Annotated in this window: 14 protein-coding genes; 9 read left to right on the top strand and 5 right to left on the bottom strand. The window is 66.8% G+C overall.

Annotation, left to right across the window (positions count from 1 at the left end):
- The first annotated feature begins 7 nt into the window (after positions 1 to 7).
- The 7 genes from DFR24_RS01790 (at position 8) to DFR24_RS01760 (ending at position 12,712) form a co-directional block, all read left to right on the top strand.
- Positions 8 to 3,043 carry an efflux RND transporter permease subunit gene (locus tag DFR24_RS01790; protein WP_162850978.1) on the top strand — a complete coding sequence of 1,012 codons (3,036 nt, stop codon included), beginning with the start codon at positions 8 to 10 and terminating at the stop codon, positions 3,041 to 3,043.
- A 479-nt stretch (positions 3,044 to 3,522) separates the two neighbouring features.
- The gene (locus DFR24_RS01785) at positions 3,523 to 6,171 is read left to right on the top strand and encodes a hypothetical protein (RefSeq protein WP_133879640.1); all 2,649 of its coding nucleotides are present in this window, start codon (positions 3,523 to 3,525) and stop codon (positions 6,169 to 6,171) included.
- Between the two features lie 274 nt (positions 6,172 to 6,445).
- Positions 6,446 to 7,333: a peptidylprolyl isomerase gene (locus DFR24_RS01780; RefSeq protein WP_133879639.1), complete on the top strand. Its 888-nt coding sequence runs from the start codon at positions 6,446 to 6,448 to the stop codon at positions 7,331 to 7,333.
- 11 nt (positions 7,334 to 7,344) lie between these two features.
- The gene (locus DFR24_RS01775; RefSeq protein WP_133879638.1) at positions 7,345 to 7,974 is read left to right on the top strand and encodes an ankyrin repeat domain-containing protein; all 630 of its coding nucleotides are present in this window, start codon (positions 7,345 to 7,347) and stop codon (positions 7,972 to 7,974) included.
- A 54-nt stretch (positions 7,975 to 8,028) separates the two neighbouring features.
- A complete protein-coding gene (locus DFR24_RS01770) occupies positions 8,029 to 8,865 on the top strand; it encodes an HlyD family efflux transporter periplasmic adaptor subunit (RefSeq protein ID WP_133879637.1) in 837 nt (278 codons plus the stop codon).
- A complete protein-coding gene (locus DFR24_RS01765; RefSeq protein WP_133879636.1) occupies positions 8,862 to 9,920 on the top strand; it encodes an efflux RND transporter periplasmic adaptor subunit in 1,059 nt (352 codons plus the stop codon). The genes DFR24_RS01770 and DFR24_RS01765 overlap by 4 nt, the downstream gene beginning before the upstream one ends.
- 227 nt (positions 9,921 to 10,147) lie before the next feature.
- A complete protein-coding gene (locus tag DFR24_RS01760) occupies positions 10,148 to 12,712 on the top strand; it encodes a TonB-dependent receptor (RefSeq protein ID WP_133879635.1) in 2,565 nt (854 codons plus the stop codon).
- Here the strand turns inward: DFR24_RS01760 and DFR24_RS01755 are convergent.
- The 3 genes from DFR24_RS01755 to prfB all read right to left on the bottom strand — a co-directional run bounded on the left by DFR24_RS01755 (position 12,682) and on the right by prfB (position 17,925).
- On the bottom strand, positions 12,682 to 14,634 hold the full coding sequence (locus tag DFR24_RS01755; protein WP_162850977.1) for a putative bifunctional diguanylate cyclase/phosphodiesterase: 1,953 nt from the start codon (positions 14,632 to 14,634) through the stop codon (positions 12,682 to 12,684). The two genes, DFR24_RS01760 and DFR24_RS01755, sit on opposite strands and share 31 nt — an antisense overlap.
- Before the next feature lie 442 nt (positions 14,635 to 15,076).
- The gene (gene lysS, locus DFR24_RS01750) at positions 15,077 to 16,597 is read right to left on the bottom strand and encodes a lysine--tRNA ligase (protein ID WP_133879633.1); all 1,521 of its coding nucleotides are present in this window, start codon (positions 16,595 to 16,597) and stop codon (positions 15,077 to 15,079) included.
- Between the two features lie 232 nt (positions 16,598 to 16,829).
- Positions 16,830 to 17,925 (bottom strand): peptide chain release factor 2 gene (gene prfB, locus DFR24_RS01745; protein WP_133881416.1). Its coding sequence is split into 2 segments (ribosomal slippage): positions 16,830 to 17,852 and positions 17,854 to 17,925, totalling 1,095 coding nucleotides; the frame shifts between segments, so codons are not numbered across the junction.
- A 348-nt stretch (positions 17,926 to 18,273) separates the two neighbouring features.
- Between prfB and DFR24_RS01740 the strand changes: the two genes are divergently transcribed.
- Both DFR24_RS01740 and DFR24_RS24285 read left to right on the top strand, forming a co-directional pair.
- Complete coding sequence (locus DFR24_RS01740; RefSeq protein WP_133879632.1) at positions 18,274 to 18,492, top strand: hypothetical protein; 219 nt, start codon at positions 18,274 to 18,276, stop codon at positions 18,490 to 18,492.
- A gap of 180 nt (positions 18,493 to 18,672) precedes the next feature.
- Positions 18,673 to 19,983: an OmpA family protein gene (locus DFR24_RS24285; RefSeq protein WP_162850976.1), complete on the top strand. Its 1,311-nt coding sequence runs from the start codon at positions 18,673 to 18,675 to the stop codon at positions 19,981 to 19,983.
- Positions 19,984 to 20,267: 284 nt separating this feature from the next.
- On the opposite strand, the gene DFR24_RS01730 is transcribed toward DFR24_RS24285, so the two are convergent.
- Positions 20,268 to 21,113: a 23S rRNA (adenine(2030)-N(6))-methyltransferase RlmJ gene (locus DFR24_RS01730; RefSeq protein ID WP_133879631.1), complete on the bottom strand. Its 846-nt coding sequence runs from the start codon at positions 21,111 to 21,113 to the stop codon at positions 20,268 to 20,270.
- Between the two features lie 2 nt (positions 21,114 to 21,115).
- The gene (locus tag DFR24_RS01725; protein ID WP_162850975.1) at positions 21,116 to 23,998 is read right to left on the bottom strand and encodes a response regulator; all 2,883 of its coding nucleotides are present in this window, start codon (positions 23,996 to 23,998) and stop codon (positions 21,116 to 21,118) included.
- Positions 23,999 to 24,108: the final 110 nt, after the last annotated feature.

Below are 24,108 nucleotides of genomic sequence, written 5' to 3'. Positions count from 1 at the left end.
GCGCCCCGTGAGCTTTCACGCGCTGGTGAGCTGGAGCCTGCGTTTTCGCGTGGCGGTATGCGCCACCGCGCTGCTGCTGCTCGCCGCCGGAAGCTGGCAGGCGACCCGCATCGACATCGACGTGTTGCCGGACCTCACGCGGCCGAGCGTGAGCATTCATCTCGAAGCGCCGAACTTCAGCGCCGAGGATGCGGCTGCGCAGCTCGCGTGGCCCATCGAGAGCGCCCTCGCCGGCCTGCCGGACCTGGTGCGGCTGCGCTCGAGTTCGGTCGCGGGACTGGCCCTGGTACAGGTGGAGTTCGCCTGGGGCACGGATCCGTACCGCAACCGGCAGCTCGTCACCGAGCGCATCGACACGGCACGCTCGCAGTTGCCGCCCGGCGTCGAACCGCGGCTGGGTCCGCTGACGTCGCTGATGGGCGAAGTCCTGCTGGTCGCGCTGCGCAACGGCAACGACACCGGATTGCGCCATCTGCGCGCCGACGCGGAATGGGTGCTGCGTCCCGCGCTGCTCGCCGTTCCCGGCGTCTCGCAGGTGACCGTGATCGGCGGCGAGATCGCGCAATGGGAAGTGCAACCCGATCCCGCGCGGATGAAGTTGTTCGCCGTGCGGCTCGACCAGATCCAGAGCGCGCTGCGCGGGTACGGCGAGAATCGCGGCGGCGGCATCGAGAACGTCGACGGTCGTGAACGAACGCTGCGCGGTGTGGCGACGCCGTTCGATGCGGGCGAACTCGGACAGGTCGCCGTCGATCATCGCGAAGCCGGCCCGGTGTGGCTCAGCCAGGTCGCGACCGTCGTGCAGGGCGCCAAGCTCCGGCGCGGCGCCGCCGGAGCGGATGGTGAGCCTGCCGTGATCCTGGCGATCCAGAAACAGCCGGGCATCGACACGCTGGCGCTGACCGACGCCATCGAGGCGCGACTCGCGCAGCTCGACGCCGGCCTGCCCGCCGGCACCGTGCGCAGCGTGCAGTTCCGCCAGGCCGATTTCATCCGGGCGTCGGTGGGCAATGTGCGCGACGCGCTGTGGCACGGCGCGCTGATCGTGGCGCTGGTGCTCGCGCTGTTCATCAGCGGCGGCCGCGCGACGTCGATCTCGCTGGTGGCGATTCCGCTGTCGGTGGCCGGCGCCGTGCTCGCGCTGTCGCTGCTCGGCCTGTCGATCAACACGCTGACCCTGGGAGGCCTGGCCATCGCCGTGGGCGAGCTGGTCGACGATGCCGTCGTCGGTGTGGAGAACGTCGCGCGCCGGCTGCGCGAAGCGGGCAGCGTGAGCCTTGCGCTGATCGCGGATGCCACCACCGAAGTACGCAGCGGCATCCTGCAGGCCACGCTGGTGATCGTCGCCGGCTTCGCGCCGCTGTTCTTCCTCGGCGGCGTCGAGGGCAAGCTGTTCGCGGCGCTCGGAACCGCCTACGCGGTGGCGATCCTCGCGAGCCTGCTGGTCGCCGCCACCGTCACACCTGCGCTATGCGCGCTCGGTTTCATGGGCGACAAGCCGCACCTGCCTCGCGAGCGCGCCTGGCTGCACGGTCTGCGGACGCGCTACCTGCGCGTGCTCGAGATCGTGCTCTGCAAGGGATCCCTGTTGCTGGCCGGCGTCGGCGTACTCGCGCTCGTCGCGGTGGCCTGCCTGCTGACTCTGCCCCGCGGCTTCCTGCCGACGCTCAACGAGAGCACGCTGGTGGTGAATCTCGTGCTCTCGCCCGGCCTGTCGCTGGAAGAATCGGATCGCGCGGGACGCGCGGCTGAGCAACTGATCCTCGAACTGCCCGAGGCCCGCAGCGTGGGCCGGCGCACCGGGCGCGCGGAACTCGACGAGCACGCCGAAGGCCCGCATTACTCCGAAATCGACGTCCTGCTGAAGGACTCGACGCGCAGCCGCGACGAGGTGCTCGCCGACCTGGGCGCGCGACTCGCGGTGCTGCCGGGCCAGGTCAGCATCAGCCAGCCGATCTCGCATCGCATCGATCACCTGCTGTCCGGCGTTCGCGCGCCGGTCGCAGTGAAGATCTTCGGCGAAGACGCTGCGCGCCTCGATGCATTGGCGGCGCAGGTGCGCAGCGTTCTCGCCGACGTGCCGGGCCTGCGCGAGGCCGGGCTGGACGTGGTGGGACGCGCGCGTGAACAGCGCGTGAGGATCGACGCGAGCATGGCCGCGATGTACGGGCTGTCGCCTGCCCGCGTCCTGGACACGGTGACCGGCCTGAGCGCGGGCGTCCCGCTGGCGCGCCTGCTCGATGCGCCGTATCGCACCGACCTCGTGCTGCGCCTGCCCGAGCACGATCGCGATCCGGCGCGCATCGGTGCGTTGCTGATCGACTCACCTGCCGGGCCGGTGCCGCTGAAGTGGGTGGCGAAGCTCGAGACCGTCGATGTGCCGGACCGCGTGCTGCGGGAAGACGGTCGACGACGGCTGCTGATCTCCGCGTTCGCGTCGGGCGATCTGGATGCCGCGGTCGCCGACCTCGAGCAACGTCTTTCCGCGTTGCCGCTGCCGGCGGGTTTCGAGATTCGCGTCGAGGGCCAGGTCGCCCAGGCGCGCACGGCCGCGCACGAACTGCTCGGCCTGGCATTGCTGGCGCTGGGACTGATCACCGCGCTTCTGTACGCACACTTCCGCTCGATGCGCGCGGTGCTGATCGTGCTCGCCAGCATTCCGCTGGCGTGGATCGGTGGCGCGCTGGCGCTGCGTCTGACGTCGACGCCGCTGTCGGTGGCGAGCCTCGTCGGTTTCGTCACGCTCGCCGGCATCGCTGCGCGCAACAGCATCCTGAAGATCGGACGCTATCTGGATCTGGCGACGCGCGAAGCGGATCTTGGCCTCGACGCGCGTGTGCTACGCGGATCCGGCGAGCGCCTGGTGCCGGTGCTGATGACATCGCTGGTGGCCGCGCTGTCGCTGCTGCCGCTGCTGATCGGCGCCGAGGATCCGGGCAAGGAGTTGCTGCATCCGGTGGCGCTGGTGGTGTTCGGCGGGCTGTTCAGTTCGACGTTGCTCGACAGCTTCGTGACGCCCGCGATGTATCGGCGATTCGTGTAGCGAACCGTAGCCCGGACGAAGTCCGGGGTTTTTCTCTTTCGGTCGAGCGGCAATCCCGGGTTTCACCCGGGCTACGGGGACGCGACCCCGAAATTCGAAAAATCGAATATCGATAGAGACGAAGACGAGTCCATCAACGCGATGCGTTAGATCAGCACGACGCACGCAAACGGCACGTTCTTATCGCGCCTCGTCCTAAGAACGCTCACCGTTTTTTTCGACCGCAAATGTTCTATTTCCGTGATGCGCCGCGACGTTTTTTCGGCGCTAAGGTTCCGTCGCGATCGCATTCAGGCGCTCGTGCGGGGTGCGTCGCGATGTAAGGGATGAAGTTCGCGACGAGCGGTCTCCGCTCAAACCTGTTTTTGAAAAAACGTTCAGGAGATTCCATGACAGTTTCAGGGGGTAGCCGTACCAGCCTCGCACGCAAGGCCTTGCTAGCCTGCGCTGCGGCAGGGCTATGGGCGACAACATCAGGCGTGGCACAAGCGCAGGGATTGCTCGGCGGCTTGCTGGGCGGTGGCACGACCACCACACCGGCACCCTCCGGCGCGCCCGCGGCCATCAACAAGAACACCGGCGCCGAGATTCCCAACGGCTCGGTCCTGCTCGTATGGTCGTCGGACGGCTGCTCGCTGCCGACCTGCAATCCGAACACCGCGCAGGACTTCCTCGCCGTGGTCGACGTGGAGCCCAACTCCACGACGTTCGGCAACGTGATCTGGACGGCCGAACTGCCGAACGTGCTGGTGTCGAACGTGCTGCCCAACGTCTGGGGCGACCGTTCGGATCAGCACAACGATCCTCACCACATGCTGAGCTACACGTCCTACATCTCGGGCGGTGGCGATGGCCTGACGGCGAAGCGCAAGTACACCTTCGCTGGCGGCGTCATCAGCAAGAACGTGTTCCGCTACGACATCACCAGCGTGCGCAGCATCGGCAAGGCGGACCTCGCCGTCGCCGGTACGCAGCCGCGTCGTTCGTCGCTGACCGACGACTTCATCGTCATGCCGGCGCCGGGCGACAACCACAAGATCCTGTTCACGTACATGGGCAACTATGTGTACGGACCGCAGGGAACGGTGACGGAAATCGATCCGGGCCGCGTGGCCCCGACCCTGCTCGGCATCGCGACCGCCGCGGTTCCGGCCGTGGTTCCGCTTCTGCAGACGGTCACGCAGCTGGGCTGCCTCAACTTCACGGCGCCGGATGACAACCCACTGCTCGGCCACGTCGGCATCACGGAATACCCGGGATGCGTCGAAGCCAAGCAGCCGCGCAACCCGACGAACTACACCAGCAGCCCGGACCTGCGTCCGCAGCGTGCGGCCAACCAGGGCGTGTTCTATCTCGGCAACCGCGACGCGGGCATCGAATCGCAGCCGCACGGCATGGGCCTGACCTACGACGGCAAGTATCTCGCCGCGTCGGACTACGCCGTTCCTGCCAGCATCGGCGTGGCTGCCATCAACGGCGCGCTCGGCGCGTTCTGCGGCAACCTCGCCGGCAACGGCCAGGCTGGCCTGTCGAATTCGCCGCTGGGTATCTGCGGATCGAGCTTCGGTTCGTCGGTGCGCGTGTGGGAAACCAGCTACAGCTACACCAAGGGCAAGACGAAGGACTCGCTCAAGCCTGCCGGTGTGTATCCGAGCAATCCGTACCTGCGCTCGGTCAGCGCCGTGCCGGATGGCCCGCGCATCGAGCCGATCCTGATCCACGAGGAGAACGAAGGCCTGATGGCGTTCGGCCTGCCTCACCAGTCGCATCACTGCGTCAACCAGAAGGGCTGGGTGAACCAGGGCGACACGTCGTTCGACAAGGCGGTCTCGGCTGCCGGCGTCACCGCGAACAACAGCAGCAGCGTCACCGCTGCGAGCTGCACCGAAGGCTCGGCGAACTACATCCCGCATGACGGCGCGTTCTCGGCCTCCATGTGCGGTGGCGTTCTGTACTACAGCCCGGACATCACGCTGAAGGGCAACGAAGTCAACATCTACGGCGGCCTCGGTCCTTACTGGCGCGCGGTCTACGACGTGGGCCCCTGCACCGGCGTTTCGTACTTCTCGCTCACCGACGACGATCGCTTCCTGATCCAGCCGGTGTCGGGCATCGAAAGCCCCGCCTCGATCGACCCGGCCGGCTCGGCGGACTTCGATCGTGACTACCCGCGTGAGCACAGCCGCCGCCTGCTGACGGTCGACGTGCGTCCGCTGCTGGCCAAGGGCAAGGGCAATACCGAAGCCACGAAGATCCAGTGCGACTTCCCGCCTGCCAATCCTTCGCGTCCGGCCAACACCTCGCTGGGCCTGCCGGCCTCGCGTGCCGACCTGTCCGGTGGTGTCAGCGGCAAGTTCAACATCCTCAAGCACAACAACGAGGCGTCGGATTGCCCGCGTATTCGTGGCGCCATCGGCCAGTTCGAGACCGGGCCGCACGGCACGGGCCTGGTGACCAGCGTGTCGAACAACGTGAGCCAGCCGGGCGTCGGCTATCACCGTCTCGCGGAAGTCGTGCCTGAGCTGCTGAACCTGAATGTCGCGGGCATCCTGCTCAACTCGACCCAGACCGGCGGCGAACCCTCCGGCATCAGCAGCGGTCCTGGCAGCGGCAACCTCAACTCGCTGCAGAACCTGTACACGCACGGCGGCCCGCACTTCACGCTGGTCGACCGCGTGGGCTACCAGGCAACGCCGCAGGGAACGGGTGGCTATCTCGACCTGAGCCCGCTGACCCTGCCCAACGGCGACAAGGTGCCGCGCAACACGCTGGTCGGTGGACAGCCCGCAACGGGCACCGCGCGCTACGTGTTCATCCAGTACTTCGTGGAACTCAACCACATCGGTGGCGCCGGCACGGGCTCCGACGGCGATCGCACGATCTGCCTGGGCAAGTTCGACAAGGCAACGGGTGCCACGGTGCTCGACACGTCATTCACCGACGAGCTGCTCGGAACGCCTTGCGTGGACTTCGACAGCGCGGCGCGTGACGCCTGGCTGTGGCCGGGTGCGCGTGGCGTCAAGGGCGGCGCCAAGCCGCACGCCGCGGCCTTCGAGCGCGACGAAGCTGCGCTGTTCGGACCGGGCTACTTCCCGAAGAAGCCGCTGAACCTGGACGGCAACCGCTGATCCGGTAGCGGCACGCGGTTGATGTGAAGAACGTCGGCGCGGGTGCAAACCCGCGCCGATTTCGCATCCGCAGCCCGGGTGAAACCCGGCGCTGTTGCCCTCGAGCCGAGAACATCCCTGCTTCGACCGGGCCTCGGTCCACGTTTAACGGAATGAGAACCGGCGTTTTAGTTCTTTCCTTCTTACCCGTCGTTTCTGTTTTCCTGTCGCACCTTTTCGCTTTTCATTCTTTGCGCCCTCGCGTTTAGACGTTTTCAATTTTTGGGAGCCACCGATGTTTCGACTCACCCCCGCGCTGTTCGTCGCTGCCGCGAGCCTGCTCGCCGCGCCTGCGTTCTCGCAGTCAAAGGCCGACACCGCCACCCCTTCAGATTCGGGCTTGTCGACCGACGTGCTCGTCAACGGCAAGAGCATCAGCCGCAATCACGTGCAGCTCATGCTCACCAGCATCAACCCCGATCCTTCCGCGCGCGGCGCGGGTTCCGAGGAAGCCCGCACCGCGGCGCGCCAGGAACTGGTCACGCAGGAACTCCTCGCGCAGGAAGCGCGTCGCAAGGGCCTGGACAAGAGCGCCGCAGTGGCCGACCAGCTCGACTACCAGGAGCGCGCCATCCTCTCGCGCGCGCTGCTCCAGGATTACTTCGAGAAGAGCCCGGTCACGACCGCGGAACTGAAGACCGCCTACGAGTGGAATCGCGCCAACAACAAGATCGTCGAGTACAAGATCCGCCAGATCCTGGTCGCCACGCCTGACCAGGCCGCCATCGCGCTCGGCAAGCTCGACAAGGGCGAGGACTTCGCCGCCGTCGCCAAGGTCTACACGCAGGACCCGGGTGGTCAGAACAATGGCGGTGACCTCGGCTGGTTCCGCCCCGACATCTTCATAGACCACCACTTCACGGATGCGCTGACCTCGCTGAAGAAGGGCGAGTACACCAAGACGCCGGTCAAGACGCGGTTCGGCTGGCACCTGCTCAAGGTCGAGGACGGCCCGCGCGCCGTCTCCAAGCCCGAGTCCTACGACGCACTCGACGACTCCGCCAAGGAAGCGCTGTACCAGAAGACGGTGCAGCAGCGCATCGAAACCCTGACGGCGCAGCTCGCCGCCAAGGCCAAGCTCGGCGGACCCGGCGCCAACGCCGTCGCCCGCGCCAGCAAGTGAGAGCCGCTGCCATGAAACGCACTGCCCTTTCGCTGGCCCTGCTCGCCCTCGCCGGCCTGTCCGGCTGCGCTTCCACGTCGCAGCCGGGAGCGGCTCCCGCCGCCACCGCGCAGACCGCGCCGGATGACGGCATCGGCGCCGAGGAACGCATCAGCTTCTTCGTCAACGATGCCCGCAGCGGACATCTCGAGCAGGTCGTCGCCGCACTCGACCGCGGCGTGCCGGTCGACAGCGTCGATGCCGTGGACCAGACCGCGCTGCTCGCCGCGGCGAGCAAGAACCAGTTCGAGATCGCCAAGCTGCTGCTCGAGCGTGGAGCCAATCCGGAGTACCGCGATCCTGCCGGCTGGACGCCGCTGATCCACGCCACCTACTTCGGATCGAGCCTGGAACTGATCAGCCTGCTCGTCGAGAAGGGCGCCAACGTCAACACGCAGAACGATCGTGGCGTCACGGCGCTGTACCTGGCCGCCGCCGGCGGACACGAGGCCTACGTGCAGCATCTGCTGAAGCTGGGCGCGGATCCGAAGCTGTCCACGACCGCGGGCTACACGCCGCTGCGCGTGGCGCAGGCCAACGGCCTGACCCGGATCGTGGCGCTGCTGGAGTCGGGTGCGACGCCGGCCACTTCGACGCACTGAGGACGCAAACGGACAAGGGCGCGCGCGATCCGGCGCGCCCTTGCCGATCGCCCGATGTCCCTCAAGATCCTCGCCTCCGCTTCACCCTCCGGCGTCTGCGCCAAACGCAGCCGGACCGGGCGCGTCATGAGCCGATACGCCGCCTGCGCCGCGCTCGCGTTCGGATGGATCGGCGGCAGCGCATATGCCGCCACGCTCGCCGGCAAGGTGATCGCGGATCCGCGCGCGAGCCTGCGCGTGAGCGTCGAGCAGGCAGGACGACTCGAGGCACCGCCGGGCGGGTTTCCGGCACCGGGACAAAAGCTGCACGCCGGCCAGGTGATCGCTTACCTGCAACCGAATATTCCGGCGCCCGAGCGGCGCGACCTCGATGCGCTGCTCGCGACCGCCGATCGCGACGTCACGCTCGGTGAACTGCAGGTGCGCCGCTTCAACGCGGTGGATACCGGGCAGTACGACGGACAGTTCACGCTCCCTTCACTGCAGATCCTCGGCGACTATCGCAGCGCGCGTGCGCGCAAGGAGCAACTGACCGGTGCGCTCGCGGGCCGTCTGCCGCTGACGGCGGAACGCGCGGGCACCGTGCTGGCGAGCCGCGCGCGCACGGATCGCGACGTCGCCGCCGGCGACACCGTGTTCGAGATCGGCGACGCCGGCGGCTTGGCCGTGGAGGCCATCAGCCCCGACGGCCAGCTCGACGCGGGCGCGCTCGAACATGCCACGGCACTCGACGGGTCGACCGCCGGACTGCGCCTGATCGCCGAATCCTTCGATCCCGAATTGCGCGCGCGCCGCTTCCTGTTCGCGGTGACCGGCGATGCGCCGCTGCGCATCGGCGAGCCGGTGCGGATCGAGGCGGCCAGCGCCTCGCGCACACCGATCAAACGATGAGAGTCGCGTCCTTTCTCTGCGCGTCCCTGCTGCTGCTCGCCGGCACGGTGCGCGCGCACGACGAAGGTCCGGCGCATCACGGCGCGGTGCCGGCCACCGTTGCGGATCGGCCGCATCTGGGCGCCGACGGCCGCCTGTTCGTTTCCAAACCGCTGCAGCACCGGCTCGGCATTCGCACGGCTGCTGCGGCCGACACGGGTATCCAGACGCAGCGCCTGCTGGGCGAAGTCATCTCGCATCCGGATGCGCCGGGTGTCGTGACGGCGCCCGAGCCGGGGCGGCTCGAAGCGGTCGGCGCCGGCTGGCCGGTATCCGGTCAGCGCGTGAAGGCCGGGCAGGAACTGGCGGTGCTGCGCCCGCTGATGAGCGAACGCGATCGCGCACAGCGACGCGCGGCGCTCGCCGGCATCGAGCAGAAGCGCCATCTCGCCACGGTGAACCTGGAGCGCATGCGCCTGCAGTCGGACGCCCGCGGCCAGGCGCCGGCAACCGACAACGTGTTCCTGGAACAGGCCGAGGCCGAGCGCGCGACACAGGATCGCCTGTACCAGCTCGCGAGCGAAGCCCTGCAGGGCCGCGTCGTGCTGCGGGCGCTGGCGAGCGGCGTGCTCACGTCGCCTCGCGTGCGACCCGGCGACGTCGTCGCCGCCGGTGCGGCCCTGTTCGACATCAGCGGCGCGTCGCGCGTGCGCATCGCGGCCGACATCTGGGATGCCCGCGTGGCGCAGGACATTCGTGTCGCACGACTCGATGGCGCACCCGCAGGCGCCGCCCTCTCGGTACGCGGCGTCGAACCCCAGGCATCCGGAACCGGCTGGCGCCTGCTGCTCGATGCCCCGCCGCTGGCCGACCGCCCGCTGCTGCCCGGCGAGCTGGTGTCGGTGATCATCGACGTCTCGCGTGGCGCCTGCGGCGGCACCGCGCAAGCGGTCTGGGTGCATTCCGAACCCGAATGGTTCGAACGACGACAGGGAAGCGGTTGTGATGCCACGGCCGTGGCACCGGGCGAACGCGTGGTCGTGTCGGGCGCGGCGCTGCTCGACGAGTACCGCTAGCGGAGCGTAGCCCGGACGAAGTCCGGGATGGCCCCCTTCGGAACACGGATCCCGGACTTCGTCCGGGCTACGGTCTCTTCGCGTCGAGACGCCGCTTTTCGAATTGAATCGAAGCGCGGCTTCTTATTCCTTTGCGGTGAAGAACGCGCCGCAAAAAGTCTTGGTCGGCATTCCATCGCGTCCCTAACCTCGCCGTTCTCAGATTCGTTTTACAGGGAGTTTCATCGATGGGGTATCGACGAACCCTCGCTGCGCGACGCGCGGTGCCGGTACGTGTTTCTCAGCGCCTGCTGCCCGCCGTGCTGTTCGGCGCAGCCGGCTTGCTCGCTTCGAACGGCTCGCTCGCACAGGAAGTGGCGGCAGCGGAACCGGTAACGGATCCAGCCGCACCGGTAGCAGATCCTGCGACACCCGTAGCGGCGGAAGCCGCCGCACCTGCTGTGGATTCCGGGGCACCGGTAGCCGATGCGGCCGCAGCCGACGTCGAGATCCTGCCGACGATCCCGGTCAATGTCGGTGAAGAAAAGCCGATGCCGGACGCCGAACCGATCCCGGGTCAGCTCGAGACGATCATCGTCACCGCGCAGAAGCGCGAAGAAAACCTGCTCGACGTTCCGATCTCGATCCAGGCCTTCAGCGCCGAGACACTCGAAGCCCGCGGCATCGCCGACACTACGTCGCTGCAACTCGCGACACCAGGCCTGTCGGTGGACGAGCAGGCGCAGTTCACGACGATCTTCCTGCGCGGCGTCGGTTCCGATGCCTTCCTGATGGCCGATCCGAGCGTGGCGTACTACGTGGACGGCATCTACTTCCCGTTCTCGCAGGGCCAGGCGCAGGACTTCGGCGCCGTGGAGCGCGTCGAAGTGCTCAAGGGTCCGCAGGGCACGCTGTTCGGCCGCAATGCGGTGGGCGGCGCGATCAGCGTCGTCACCAAGGATCCCAACCTCAAGAAGAGCGAGACCGAGATCGCGGCCGGCTACGGCAATCGCAACACCTTCGACACGCACGTCTACCAGAGCCTGCCGATCGCCGACTGGCTCGCCGTGAGCGTCGGCGGCTACTACTCCGACGGCGATCACTACATGAGCGGCCTGGCGGCCGGTCAGCCGATCGGCCCCGAGCGATCGCGCGGCGGACGCGTGAAGCTGCGCTTCGCGCCCACCGATTCGCTCGACATCGTGTTCGCCGCGATGCGCAACGAGCAGACCGGCACCGGCTCGGTGTTCACGCTCAACAACGCGCCGACGCGACTGTTCAGTTGCGACTCGCCGCTGCCGCTGCCCGTCTGCATCACGGCGCAGACCGGCTACAAGGGCGATCTGAGCGAACCGTCGTTCCTGCGCTTCCGCAGCACCGTGTATTACGGGCAGGCGACCTACGAGACGCCGTGGTTCGACCTGAAGCTGCTGGGCAGCGACCAGAAGGCGCGCTCGTACTTCACGTACGACTTCGACGGCTCCGGCCAGGCGCTGGCGGCATTCGACCAGAAGAAGAATCTGGCGGACATCCAGACCGGCGAAGTCCAGATCCTGTCCAACGACTCGACCTGGGGTTCCGATCGCCTGACGTGGATCATTGGCGGCTACTACTTCCACAGCAAGCAGGGCTTCGACACCGCCAACCTCAAGCTGCTGGGCCTCGACCTCGCCGACCTGCAGCGCGGTGGCATCTCGCTGCCGGAGGCCGCGATCCAGGCGCTCAACGCGCTGAACGTGGCGTTCCCGAACGGCGACGTCGCGTTCCACGCGCTCATCGGAACGAACTCGAAAGCGGCGTTCGCGCAGGCCACGCTCAAGGCGACCGACTGGCTCTCGCTGACGGTGGGCGGACGCTACCAGGACGAGGCGCGCTATCTGATCAAGTCGGACTCCGGCCTGTACCTGTCGGACGGCGGCTTCCTGACCTTGTTCGACTGGAACACGATCGGCGCGCGCGACGCCGACGGCAACACGGTGCCGATCCACGACACGACGACCAGCTTCAAGCCCAAGGCGACGATCGAGTTGCGTCCGTTCTCGGGCGACACGCTGATCTACCTGACCTACCAGGAAGCGCTGAAGTCGGCGACGTACAACGCCATCGGCATCTACTCGCCGCCCACCTACGTGGAGCCCGAGGAGATCGAGGCCTGGGAGCTGGGCCTCAAGACGCCGCTGTTCAACGGCAACGCGGCGCTGAGCGTCGCTGCGTTCCACTACGACATCTCCGACTTCCAGGTGCAGTTCATCTCGCTGTTCCAGGGCGGCGCGGTGTCGTTCGAGAATGCGGACGCGGCGAGCATCCAGGGCATCGACTTCGACTTCGCGGTGCAGATCCTGCCGCAGACGTTCGACGATTTCGTGTTCGGCATCGGCGCGTCCTGGCTCGACTCGGAGTACGACGACTACACCAGCGCTTCGGGCTTCGATCCGAACGACGGCCACTTCTCGTCGAACAACGACTACACCGGCAACCGCGTCGTGCGCACGCCGGAGTGGACGGGCCAGGCCAACCTGACCAAGACCTGGCAGGTGCCCGGCGGCTCGCTCGAACTGGGCGGCGATGCGTACTACAACGACGGCTTCTACTACGCCTCGTCGAATGCGAAGAACCTCGCACAGAAGAGCTACACCGTGTACGGCGCTCGCGTGAGCTATCGCTACGAGCCGTGGAATCTGCGCGCGACGCTGTTCGGTCGCAACCTCGGCGACGAGAAGTACAGCCAGGGCATGATCGCAACCGACTTCGGCGCCAACGTCACGCTCGCGGCGCCGCTGACCTACGGCTTGCGCTTCGACTGGGCGTTCTGAGTCCGGTTGTCCCGGGCGACGGCCGGCGGGCCGTTGCCCGGCATGCGCGAATCCGGCTGATTTGCAGACTCCGATGATCGACGGCGATCGGCCGGCGGCTCGGGCATCTCTTTTTTGATACGCGGGTCGACCCGGCCCGCTGCCAGCATCGCCTCGAATTTCTCCGCCGGCACCGCCGGGCTGTAGAGGAAACCCTGGAGTCCGTCGCATCCCAGTTCGGTGAGGATCTGGGCCTGCCACGGGGTCTCGACTCCCTCCGCGATGACCTGCATGCCCAGGGCCTTGGCCATTGCGATCATCGCCCGCACGATCGGCACGGTGCTGCGATCTTCGTTCAGGCCGCTGACGAAGGACTGATCGATCTTGATCGCGTCGAGCGGAAGCCGCCGCAGATACGCCAGCGACGAATAGCCGGTGCCGAAGTCGTCGAGCGCCACCGACACGCCCATCGTGCGCACCGCACTGAGCCAGTTGCTGGCCGCATCGAAGTCGGTGATCAGCGCGCTCTCGGTGATTTCGAGTTCCAGGTGCCGCGCGCGCGCACCGGTCGTGGCGAAGAGTTCGCGCAGACGATCGAACACGCCGCGGTTGTGCAGCTTGAGCGCGGACAGGTTCACGCCGATCCGGAAATTCGGGAAGCGATCCTGCCACTCCGCGATCTGCACGCAGGCGGCGGTCAGCACGTAATCGTCCAGCACCGGGATCAGGCCGCCCGCCTCGGCGATCGGCACGAATTCGCCAGGACCCACGTACTCGCCGGTGCGCAGCGGCCAGCGGATCAAGGTCTCGCCGCCCAGCAGCAGGCCGGTCTTCGCATCGATCTTGGGCTGGTAGAACGGGATCAGGCGATCGCTGTCGATGGCCTGGCGCAGCCGCAGCTCGAGCGCCAGCGCGGACGCGAGGTCCGGTGTCTTGATGCGACGGCGCTCGCGCGGTGTCGCGCCACGCGTCAGCGTCAGCGTGTCGTCGAGATGCTTGAGCAGGTCCTTGCCGTGCGCGCCGTCCTGCGGATAGATCGCGACGGCGGTCCGTACCTCGAGCGCCACGTGGCGACCGTCGAGCATGATCTCGGAATTCAGCGCCGCGGCGGCGCGTGCCACGATGTCGCGCGCGTTGCGCGACACGATCTCGGCCGTGTCGGTCTCGCGGGGCACGAGAACCGCGGCGAAAAGTTCTTCCGAAATGCGGGCGACGAAATCCATCGGCCGCAGGGATTGTCGCAGGCCGGCCGCCGCCGCCGAGATCATCCGGTCGAACGAATCCTTGTCCATCGAGGCCTGCAGAGCGGCGTAGCGCTCGATCCCCAGCGCGACGATGGCCATCGGCCAATGGCTTCCTTCGGCTCGTCGGCGTGCACGCTCCACCAACTGCAGCAGATGGCGCCGGTTGGGCAGGCCGGTGACCAGATCGTGGTCGAACAGGAACTCGGCACGCGCCATCAGGCGCTCACGCTCGGAGAGTTCCGCGCGCAGGGTTTCGATCATGCGTTCCAGCTCGGCAGTCTTCGACTGCGTCTCGGCATCCATCGGCCGCGCCTGGCGGCTGAGCGCGAGGTAGGAACGCACACGGGCACGCAACAGATCGGGATGGAGCGGCTGGTGCAGCACATCCGTAGCGCCAGCTTCGAACGCACTGCGGATGAATTCGTCGCTCGGGTCGGTGCTCATCAGAATCACCGGCGTTGCGCGCGTCACCGCACTACTCGTCAGGCGGAGACAGATTTCGAGACCGGTGAAATCCGGAAGACTGTCGGAAACGAAGACGACATCCGGAGCCGCCATTTCGGTCAGCGCATCGAGCAGCTTCTGGCCGTCCCCCCATTGCACCACCGAGCCGAGCCCGTGCATGGCCACAGTGGCCCAGGCACGACCGTCGACCGGGTCATCGGCAACGAAAATTCTGGGCTGCTTGCTCGGGTCCATGGCTCCGACCGCACGAGACTTCCCGCGAGTACCGTGCACCATTGTGCCGGGTCCGCCGCACTGCGGGGGCAACTTCCGTGAGCGCACCGAAGCGATGCAGACGCCTTGCAAGGCTGGATCGATCTCTTGCAGAACCTGCCGTTTTCTTGCAGCACTTGCAGTGCCCAGCCTGCTGGCGCTTCGCTGCAGGAAAGCGGGACGGCGCTGGCCTCGGCCGCGTCACCCTATTGTGGCGATCGCCGCCTCGATCGAGAAACAGCATCCGCGCATTCGAGGGATGCCCCCGGAGAGAGGGCGGCGTTTTCCCGATTTCGTTTTGCCCTCAGGCTTCGGGCTTCATCTGCGGAACGGAGCCCGGGGTTTCGAAGACTGCCCGTGGCAGTCTTCGCCGGGCGACGCGGCGGGGCTGGGGCCCCGCCGACTTTTTCCGCTGCATGCTGTCTCAGGCTTCGGGCTTCATCTGCGGAAAAAGCAGCACATCGCGGATGCTGGCCGAATCGGTGAGGAACATCACGAGGCGGTCGATGCCGATGCCGACACCCGCCGTCGGCGGCAACCCGTATTCGAGCGCGCGGATGTAGTCGGCGTCGAACACCATGGCCTCGTCGTCGCCGGCGTCCTTGGCCTCGACCTGTGCCTTGAAACGACCGGCCTGATCTTCCGGATCGTTCAGCTCGGAGAATCCGTTCGCGACTTCCCTTCCGCCGAGGAAGAATTCGAAGCGGTCGGTGACCTCGGGATTGCTGTCGCTGCGACGCGCCAGCGGCGAGACCTCGGTCGGATACTCGGTGATGAACGTGGGATCGTGCAGCTTGCTCTCGACGGTCTTCTCGAAGATCTCGGTCAGCAGCTTGCCGGCGCCATAGGCCGGCTTCACGTCACCGCCGACCTTCTTCGCATACGCGGCCAGGTACTCGCGGTCCTCGAAGCGCGTCACGTCGAACTCGGGATTGAAGCGCTGCACCGACTCGCGCATCGACCAGCGGTTGAACGGCAGCGCCAGGTCGTACTCACGCTCCTGGTAGGTCAGCTTGGTGCTCGCGTTGACCGCCATGCCGGCGTCGCGGATCAGCGTCTCCACCAGGTCCATCGCGTCCTTGTAATCCGCGTAGGCCTGGTAGAACTCCAGCATCGTGAATTCGGGGTTGTGGCGCGTCGACAAACCCTCGTTGCGGAAATTGCGGTTGATCTCGTAGACGCGCTCGAAGCCGCCGACGACCAGGCGCTTCAGGTACAGCTCCGGCGCGATGCGCAGGTACAGGTCGCGATCCAGTGCGTTGTGATGCGTGATGAACGGACGCGCCGTGGCGCCGCCGGCGATCGACTGCAGCATCGGCGTCTCGACCTCGACGAAGCCCAGCGCATCGAGGAACTGGCGGATGAAGCTCACCGTGCGCCCGCGCTTCTCGAACACGCGCTTGACGTCCGGATTCACGATCAGGTCGACGTAGCGCTGGCGGTAGCGGATCTCGGTATCGGTCAGGCCCGCCCACTTTTCCGGCAGCGGCCGCAGACCCTTGACCAGCAGCTCGATGCGATTGACCCGCAGCGACAGCTCGCCCGCCTTGGTGCGCATCACGGTGCCGACGGCGCCGACGATATCGCCCACGTCCCAGGTCTTGAACGACTCGTAGGTCTCGGCGCCGATCGCGTTCATCTGCACGAAGAGCTGGATGCGGCCCGAGCTGTCCTGGATCTCGACGAACGAGACCTTGCCCTGACCGCGCTTGGCCATCATCCGCCCGGCCAGGCGGAACTCCGTGGTCTCGCCTTCGAGCGAGGCCGCGTCGCGGCTGGCGAACATGCCGTGCAGATGCTCGGCGAGCGCGTCGCGGCGGAAATCGTTCGGGAAGGCCTGGCCCTTCGCACGCAGGCGTTCGAGCTTCTCGCGCCGCTGGGCGATGAGGTGGTTCTCGTCGACCGGGGCAGCGGCTTGCGGGGGAACTTCAGGGGTCTGGTTCATGGACGGCGATGTGCCCTAGGGCGGTGCGATGCGGCGGAGTCGGCCATTGTCGCAGGCGGTGCCGCCGGCACAAAGGTCACGAGGACCGTCCACGTTGGAAGTGGCCCGGCAGCGGGCGTCAGACCGGATGCCGGAGAGGCCGGCACGACGGCCCTCCTCCCCCATGCATCCCGCAGACCAACAGATCGGCCAGGCGCCGTCTGCCGTCCACGATCAGGCAGCAGGCCGCTGTTTACAGCCCCTGCTTCAGGCTGGCCTCGATGTACGGATCCAGATGCCCGTCGAGCACCTTCTGCGTGTCCGCGATCTCGACGCCGGTGCGCAGATCCTTGATGCGGGACTGGTCGAGCACGTACGAGCGGATCTGGCTGCCCCACTCGATATCCGCCTTCGAGTCCTCGACCTTCTGCTTCTCGGTGTTGCGCTTCTGCATCTCGAGGTCATACAGCTTGGACTTCAGCATCTTCATCGCGCTGTCGCGGTTGGCGTGCTGGCTGCGCTGGGTCTGGCAGGCCACGACGATGCCGCTGGGCACGTGCTTGATGCGGATGGCCGACTCGGTCTTGTTGACGTGCTGGCCGCCGGCGCCGCTGGAGCGGAACGTGTCCACCTCGAGGTCGGCCGGGTTGATCTCGATGTCGAAGTCGTCGTCGACCTCGGGCGCCACGAAGACCCCGGCGAAGGACGTGTGCCGGCGGTTGCCGGAGTCGAACGGCGACTTGCGGACCAGGCGATGCACGCCCGTCTCGGTCCGCAGCCAGCCATAGGCGTAGTCGCCCTGGATGAACAGCGTGGCCGACTTGATGCCGGCGACTTCACCGTCGGAGCGTTCCATCAGCTCGACCTTGAAGTTCTTGCCTTCCGCCCAGCGGGTGTACATGCGCAGCAGCATGGAGGCCCAGTCCTGGCCCTCGGTACCGCCGGCGCCGGACTGGATGTCCAGATAGGCGTTGTGGGAGTCCATCTCGCCGCTGAACATGCGCTTGAACTCCATGTCCTCGGCGATACGACCGATACCGACGACGTCGCGCTCGATCTCGGCGAGCGTCTTGGCATCGCCCTCGGCCTCGGCGAGTTCCAGCAGCTCGCCAGCGTCGCGCAGGCCGGCATCTACCCGGTCCAGCGTGTTCACCACTTCTTCCAGCCGCGCGCGCTCCCGGCCCAGGTTCTGCGCGCGTTCAGGTTCGTTCCAGACCTCGTTGCGTTCCAGCTCAGCCGAGACTTCGATCAGGCGATCGCGCTTGGTGTCGTAGTCAAAGATACCCCCGAAGCGCGTCGAAACGCGCTTGCAAGGCGGTGATCTCACTCTTGAGTTGCTGGATTTCCATGTAACCGGTGCCGGAAAAATCGGGCGGGAAGTATAGCCAGCACTTCGCGGACGTCGACACGAAACCGCTCGGGACAGCCCCTCGGGCAGGTTGTAAGGCGTTCGGCCGCATGCTAAAAATCCGGGACAAACAAGGCGCGCGAGGATGGACCCGCTCGCCCGGATAAACCGATGCAGGCTTTGAAAGCCTGGTGTTAGGGGATGGAGTGCTGAACAGAGTCACTGCCTTCGCGAGCGTGCTGCTCGTTGCCAACCCGGCTCGCCCGGTTCTGGCAGAGGAGGCAATTGATTTTTCCACGAACCCCTTGCGCGTTCCGCCCTCGGTATGGCCGGTCTGCATAGCGGCCACGTGAACGCCCCTTTCGAATTGGATTCCTCCCTACACATTGCCGCGCGCCTCTGCGGCGCGACGAGCGCCGGGGCTTCATGGCATTTCCCGATCATCAACAAGAACGACAACGTCCACGCGTATCGTCATCGCGTGCACTCCCAGATCACCGGTGGCTCGACCACCGTGACGCCACTGTCCGAGGAGACCGCGGCAGCAACACCGATGGAGGGCCCCTGACATTCACCTGCGAGTGACACCAGTTCGTAAAAGAGAGGCCCGAAGCTTGTAGATCACATCGGAGGGAGCGGGATCGCCCCAACGATTTTCGGAAGCAACGACACAGGGTCTGCACCTATAATCCCTGTGCCGGTCACGCACATAAACTATTTCGGCTAATTAGTCTCAGGAGGGGAGTCAATGAAAAGAGTTGCTCTTGCGAGCGCTGTGCTCGCTGCCATGACCGCTGTTTCGGTTTCCGCGCAGGATGCGGGCGGCGCTGCGGATTCCGGCCCCGACCGTGGACGCGCGAACCCCGCGATCAACGATCGCTTCTACTTCTCGGTGCTCGGCTCCCACGTCTGGGAAGACCATCAGCGCCAGACGGACGATGGATGGGGCGGTGGCCTCACCCTCGGCAAGCAGTTTTCTTCGTTCTTCAGCGCTGAAATCAGCGGCTTCTATCAGGAACACCACATCCTGAACGGCGTCGACTCGCTGGAAACGATGAGCGTCGGTGTTTCGGGTCTCGTGTTCCCGTTCTCGGGTTCCGTGACGCAGAACATCTACGGCATCGTCGGCGCTCACTACGGCGACGTGAAGAATCACCCGAGCATCAACGTCTCGGACTTCCAGCAGAACTACGACACGATCTTCGGCAGCGCCGGTCTGGGCTTCCTGTACGGTCCGTTCGCCTGGCTCAACAATGGTTCGATCCGTGCGGAAGCGCTGTATCGCATGGACTTCCACGACAAGCCGGGCCTGGGTGGCGTCGACGAGGACGATTTCGGCGATGTCGTCGCCAATATCGGCTTCCTGGTCCCGATCGGTGCCAATCCGGCACCGCCGCCGGCCGCAGAGCCTGCTCCGGTCGAGGTCGTGCCGGCGGCTGCTCCGGTCGACAGCGATGGCGATGGCGTGACGGACGATCTCGACCAGTGCCCGGGTACGCCTGCTGGCGAACCGGTCAACGAAGTCGGTTGCCCGCTGCCCAAGAAGCAGTGCAAGACGCCTGAGCCGGGCCAGCCGGTCACGCTTGAAGGTTGCGCCGCAGGCGACAAGATCGTGCTGCGCGGCGTCAACTTCGAGTACGACAAGTCGCGCCTGACGACGAACGCCAAGACGATTCTGGACGGCGTCAGCGATGCGATGGCCAGTGCCCCGACGGTGACCGTGGAAGTCGGTGGACACACCGACGCTCGCGGCAGCGACGAGTACAACCAGAAGCTGTCTGAGCGTCGCGCTGCCTCGGTCCTCCAGTACCTGGTGGGCAAGGGCGTCGATGCGGGCCGCATGACCTCGGCGGGTTACGGCGAAAGCCAGCCTGTGGCCGACAACGAGACCGACGAAGGGCGTGAGCTCAACCGTCGCGTGGAGTTGAAGATCACCGGTGGTTCGACCGAAGTTGCTCCGGCTCCTGCCGCGGAAGCTGCTCCGGCTGCTGAAGCTGCCCCGGCGGCCGATGCCGCTCCGGCCGCTGACGCTGCACCGGCTGCGGAACCCACGCCGTAAGGCGCGGATTCCCACCAAGTCGTAACAAGAGCCGCGCGAAAGCGCGGCTCTTTTTTTGTGCCTTCAATTTGTTCGGTGAGAGGGCGCTTCGAGGCAAGAGGTCGCGATTCCGCGCGGGGCGCCTGATCCGCGGTGCCATCGGTCGTCCGCGTCGACGGGCGGCCGTCAACCCAGGCTCGGACGCAAGCGCGAACCGCGCTCGTCGTTTGCCTCCCCAGCGGAACGACGTAGAGCCCTCCGCGCAGCGTGGCTCGGTATCCCGACCGCGCCCTGCCCGCTGACCGCTACTTCTCCACGCCCGCGGCTTCGACCGTCCAGACCGGCCGCGGCCCTTGCGCCAGTCGCGGCGCCAGCCACGCCAGCACGGTGCGGGCCTCCTCCGCGAACCCGAACGGCGGATTGAGGATCAACAGGCCGCAACTGCGCATCTGCCCTTCTCCCGGCGCGCCATTCTCCAGCGTGCAGGACAACGACGGACAGGCGGTATCACGTCGCGTGCGCCGGACGAACCGCTCGACGTCATGCCGGTTCTTCAACGGATACCAGAAGGCATACACCCCGTTGGTGAAGCGCTCGACGGCCTGTACGAGAAAGCTGCTGGCGACATCGAACTCATCGCGCGCCTCGAACGGCGGATCGACCAGCACGAGCCCGCGCTTTTCCCGCGGCGGCAGCAGGCCATGGGCCTCGTACCCGTTGCGCACGTGGACCTGCGCCTCGGGAACGTACGCACGCAACTGCGCCGCGATCGCCGGAGCCGCCTCGCAGCAGACGATCCGGTCGCCAGGGCGCGCCAGCTTGGCCGCGAACATCGGCGAGCCGGGATACACGCGACTGTGCTTGAGTGCCCGCGCTGCGGGACCCTGGTCGGGCCACGCCACCAGATCGAGATAGCGGGTCACCATCGCCGGCATGTCCGGCGCGCGCTGCAGACGCCCGATGCCTTCGCGCCATTCGCCGGTGCTGTCGGCGCTCTCCGACGCGAGGTCGTACTGGCCTGCACCCGCGTGCGTATCCAGGAAGCACCAGGGCTTGTCCTTGCGGCCGAGCGACTCGAGCAGTCCGATCAGCAGGACGTGCTTGAGCACATCGGCGAAATTCCCGGCGTGGAATGCGTGACGGTAATGCATGGTCAGTGAGCCCGGGTACGCGAGGCCGCACGGCGCAGTGCGCCGGCAAGCTGCTCGGGATCGATCGGCTTGGCGACATAGTCGTCCATGCCGGCAGCGCGGCAGCGCTCGCGGTCTTCCGCGAGAACGTTCGCAGTCATGGCAATGATCAAGGGTTGACGCTCCGCAGGTACTTGGGCACGGATGCGCCGTGTCGCCTCGATGCCGTCGAGCCCCGGCATCTCGAGATCCATCAACACCACGTCGTAGGGCTTCGCAACGACCGCCGCGAGCGCTTTTTCGCCGTCATCGGCGATATCGATCGACGGATAGCCGAGCCTGCGCAGCAGCAGGCCGGCCAGCTTCTGATTCGTCAGATTGTCTTCTGCGAGCAGGATCGACAACGGCGCCACCACCGCCGGCCCGGGCCGGCTGGCCTCGACGGGGACCTCCGCCGGGCGCGACTGTAGCGCCTGCACCAGCGCGCCGTGCAGACGCGAGCGCCGCACCGGCTTCGACATCACGGCGGCGAACGCGACGCCCTGCGGCCGTTCGGCGCCCAACGTCGAGAGCAGGATGATCGGAAGGTCGCCGCTGGCGCGCAGCCGGCGCGAGAGCTCTCCCCCATCGAGCGAGGGCATGGCCTGATCGATGATCGCGAGTTCGCAGCGCTCGCCCTTCTCCATCCGTTCGAGAGCCCGCTGCGGGTCGCGCTCACACACCGGCTCGAGGCCCCATTCACGGACCAGGTCCGCCATCGCGGCGATCTGCGCCGCATTGTCGTCGACGATCAGCACGCGCCGTCCGCGCAGCGTCTGCGGCAACGCGGCTTGCGGTTGCGTGCCGGCGCTGGAGGGAATGCATACACGGAACAGGCTGCCGCGCCCGGCTTCGCTCTGCACTTCGATGCGTCCTTCATGCGCCTCGACGATGCGCTTGCTGATCGCCAGACCCAGGCCGGTACCTCCGAAACGGCGGCCCGTGTCGGCCTCGGCCTGACTGAACTCGACGAACAGGCGCTCCTGCGCTTCCGGCGAGATTCCGATGCCGGTATCACGCACCTCGTAGCGAAATTCCGTGCGCCCGTCGGCGAGCGGCACCGCATCGAGGTGGACGCTCACCTCGCCCGCCTGTGTGAACTTCACCGCGTTGCCCAGCAGGTTCACCAGCACCTGGCGCACGCGCGCGGCATCGCCACGGGACGTGTCGGGAACGCTGGGCGCCACCGTGAAGACCAGTTCGAGGTTCTTGGCCTGCGCCTGGTGGCTCACCAGATCCAGCGCGGTTTCCACCAGACGGCGCACGTCGAAGGGCGCAAGCTCGAGCCGCAAGCCGCCGGACTCGATCTTCGAGTAATCGAGCACGTCGTTGATCAGCCCGAGCAGATGATCGCCACTGGTCCGGATCGCCTGCACGAAATCCCGCTGCTGCGCCGTCAACGTGGTGTCGTTGAGGAGACCCGCGAAGCCGAGCACCGCATTCATCGGCGTGCGGATCTCGTGGCTCATCGTGGACAGGAACACGCTGCGTGCCCGCGCCGCCGCCTCGGCCTGATATTTGGCGTGCAGCGTGTCCTCGATATCGGTATTCGAGCCGAACCACTTCAGCGGCCGCCCGTCCGCGTCCTTCAGCGCAACGGCGCGGCACTGGTATCCGCGATAGCTGCCGTCGGCCGCGCGCAGGCGCATCTGCACCTCGAACGGATCTCCGGTGAGACGGCAGTGCTCCCAGGCCTCGGTTGCATGCTCGACGTCGTCGGGATGCACGGCGCCGCGCCAGGTATGGCCGATCAGGGCGGCCGGCTCGAACCCGTGCTGCGTGCGCACGCGATCGCTGACGAAATCGAAGCGGCCGTCGGGGCCACTGGTCCAGATCACTTCCGGCACCGACTGCGCGAGGAAGCGGAAGCGATGCTCGCTCTGGATCAATGCTTCGCGCGCACGGCGCGGCGCATCGATGTCCATCACCATGCCGTCGAACATCAGCACGCCGGCGTCGTCACGATACGGGTGAGCCGCACGGCCCTCGACCCACAGCACATGACCGTCACGCCGGCGGATGCGGTACTCGCTGCGCAGAGGAAGGTTCTGTGCCGCCTGAGCGGCCAGCTCGGCTTCCGTCCGATCGATGTCCTCGACGAGCATCAACTCCTGCCATCCTCGCGTATCGACCGTGAAGAATTCCGGCGGGTAACCGGTCAGCGATTCGACGCCGGCACTGGCGTAGTGGACCCGCCACGGCCGGTTCACCTCGGCGCGGAAGACGAAGCCGGGCAGATTGCCCACGATCGCGCCGAAGCGGAGCTCGCTCTGCGCCAGGCCCGTGCGCGTCTGGCTCAGTTCGCCGAGGGCGCGGCGCAGGCTCAGCAGTTCCATCACCTGACGCGCCAGCGCACGCAGTCCGTCCGCCTGCGCGGCGCTCAACACCCGCGGCCGCCGATCGATGGCGCACAAGGTCCCGAGCGCATAGCCGTCGTGTGTCACCAGCGGCACGCCGGCGTAGAAACGGATGTCGGGCGCACCGGTGACCAGCGGATTCGTGGAGAAGCGGGCGTCGCGGGTCGCGTCGCGTACCTGGAACAGTTCGCCCGGCTCCAGGATCGCGTGGGCGCAGAACGCCAGTTCGCGCGGCGTCTGCTCGGCTTCGAGACCTTGCCGGGCCTTGAACCATTGACGATCGCTGTCGATCAGGCTGATCAGCGCGATGGGCACATCGCAGATCATCGACGCCAGCTTCACGATGTCCTGATAGGACTGCTCCGGCAGGGTGTCGAGCACGCCGAACTGATTCAGCGCCGCGATGCGCTGCGCTTCATTGTCGGGATGGCGAGCGGGAACGGCGCCCGATGCCGCGGCGCGCGGCGCGCCCTCGGAAGTGGGCGGCGTCTGGTTGGATGACTGGCGCATGACGACCCGTGGCATTCCTCGGCGACGAGCATGCCACGGCGCATCCGCTCCGTCAGATCGACCCTGTCTGCGGGCCACCGATTTCGCGCGATGGTTCGGGCGCGCGATAC

Source organism: Panacagrimonas perspica (assembly GCF_004364935.1).
Taxonomy (GTDB): Bacteria; Pseudomonadota; Gammaproteobacteria; order Nevskiales; family Nevskiaceae; genus Panacagrimonas; species Panacagrimonas perspica.
This window is presented reverse-complemented; position numbering and strand designations above follow the sequence as displayed.